This is a genomic window from Moorena sp. SIO3H5 (assembly GCF_010692395.1).
GTDB lineage: Bacteria > Cyanobacteriota > Cyanobacteriia > Cyanobacteriales > Coleofasciculaceae > Moorena.
This window is the reverse complement of sequence record NZ_JAAHHS010000690.1, coordinates 1-2,171: the sequence shown is the minus strand read 5'-3', so window position 1 is coordinate 2,171 and position 2,171 is coordinate 1. Positions and strand designations below refer to the sequence as shown.

1 protein-coding gene is annotated in these 2,171 nt (G+C 45.4%); it reads left to right on the top strand.

The window, feature by feature from the left end:
* Positions 1-584 precede the first annotated feature (584 nt).
* Positions 585-2,093, top strand: coding sequence for a reverse transcriptase domain-containing protein (locus tag F6K52_RS35570; protein WP_293089803.1), 1,509 nt, complete (start codon positions 585-587; stop codon positions 2,091-2,093).
* Positions 2,094-2,171 lie beyond the last annotated feature (78 nt).

Below are 2,171 nucleotides of genomic sequence, written 5' to 3'. Positions count from 1 at the left end.
TCGTGCGGCTTGTTCTAAGTAGGAGCCTCTAGAAAATAGAGGGGTATGACTTAGGTAACTCGCGGGGATAACCCAAAAGTTATAACTGTTCATCTGGATGGCGGTGCAAACCCGACCCCCTGGAGAGACAGGTGACTCCCTACCTTGGCCACACCGAGTAGGCGACATCCTAGCAGAGTGAAGCTGGCACCAGGGCGCAATCAGACACTAATCAGATGAGTGACACTGGCGCTAAAGGGGAGGTGACATGGGTAACAGTAGCAAAAGTCCTGAAAAAGTGTCTTAGTACTAAGCCGCAATCTGACTAGTATATGCGAGACTTAATTCCCGATTATTCTCACAACGTTTTGAGTTAGACAGTTGTAATCTCTGAGAAGGGAATAGGCAAAATGGACTGCCCTAAATCACCATAACAATCTGATGGACGGAACAAATAAAAACGGCAGCAATAATGAGTCTGTAGACCGGTCGAATCTACGGTAAGTTATGTCAAACCTAATCCTCACTGCCGGGTAGGATGCAGTCGAATAACTGGCTGCGGGTATTCAGAATATACAAGCTCGTTTGAGAGCACGGTTAGACGCATGAACAAACATAGCGAACCTTGGAAAAAGCAAAAGTGGAAGAAACACCGCCAAAACTTATTCCGCCTACAAAAGCGAGTATATAAAGCGGTTCGAGCTGGTGACTTAAAGAAAGCTAGGTCACTACAAAAACTAATACTGAAATCCCGCTCAGCACAGCTTTTGGCAGTCCGACAAGTGACCCAGCTAAACAAAGGAAAAAAGACGGCTGGAGTTGATGGAAAGTCAAGCCTCAACTACAGAGAGCGAATGGAACTAGCTAAAACATTGAACCGCTATGGCCATGACTGGAAACATAGCGGTCTCCGAGAAATTCCAATCCCTAAAAAGAATGGAAAAATCAGGATGTTAAAAGTACCAACCATAGCTGACCGAGCATGGCAATGTCTAGTCAAATTCGCCCTAGAACCGGCACATGAAGCTAAATTTAATGGCAGAAGTTACGGATTCAGAACAGGCAGAAGCGCCCAAGATGCCCAAAAAGGACTGTTCAACCAGTTAAATTCAGGAAACAACGGCATCGAAAAGCGCATCATCGAATTAGACATTAAGAAATGTTTCGACCGCATCTCCCACAGCTCCATAATGGATAGATTGCTAGCACCTGCGCAACTGAAATTGGGGATATTCAGATGCTTAAAAGCAGGCATCAATCCGGAATTCCCGGAGCAAGGAACACCCCAAGGTGGTGTAGTCAGCCCTTTACTAGCAAACATAGCACTTGACGGAATAGAGGATATTCACACAAGCCTGCGATACGCAGACGATATGATATTTATCCTCAAGCCAAAAGATAATGCCGAGAAAATCCTCCAGAAGGTTAAGAATTTCTTAGCAGAAAGAGGAATGGAAATCAGTGAAGAAAAGACCAAGCTAACCAAAACGACAGACGGATTTGACTTCCTGGGGTGGAGATTCCGCGTCAGAAAAGACGGTAAGTTCTCGTGTGTTCCCTCAGAGGAAAATCACAGAAACATCCGTAAGAAGATTAAAGCCGTAGTCAACTGCTCGAATTATGGTGCTGAAATAAAAGCTAAGAAATTAGCCCCCATCGTTCGCGGATGGCGTAACTACCATAGTAGCTGCGATATGAGCAGTTCTAGAGACAGCCTATGGTTCATGAAGCACACTGCCCACCGAAAGTTCCGAAATGAAAAGAAAGTAAGTCGGTATAGAGCCTCTGAACTATGCAAAAAGGCTTTCCCAAAGGTAGGTTACAAACAAAACCAACACGTGAACGTAAAGGGGACTAAGTCACCTTATGACGGCGACCTAGTCTACTGGAGTAAAAGGAATTCGCGCCTCTACTCTGATGCTACTTCTGATGCATTGAAAAAGCAAAACCATTCCTGTGGACACTGTGGATTGAAGTTCTTAGAAGGCGAAGATGTACACCTTCATCATGCAGATGGAAACCACGACAATTGGTCGAAAAAGAACTTATTAGCAGTTCATCGTAGCTGCCATCAACAGATACACTGGAGCACTCCGAAAGGAGAGGATACCTAGGAGCCGTGTGAGGGGAAACTTTCATGCACGGTTCTGAATCGGAGGTGCCCCGGATAATACCGGGCATCGACCGTTCCT

Bases quoted from the DNA above. Each gene is read 5' to 3' on its own strand.
- F6K52_RS35570 (WP_293089803.1), top strand. From the start codon at position 585: ATGAACAAACATAGCGAACCTTGGAAAAAGCAAAAGTGGAAGAAACAC.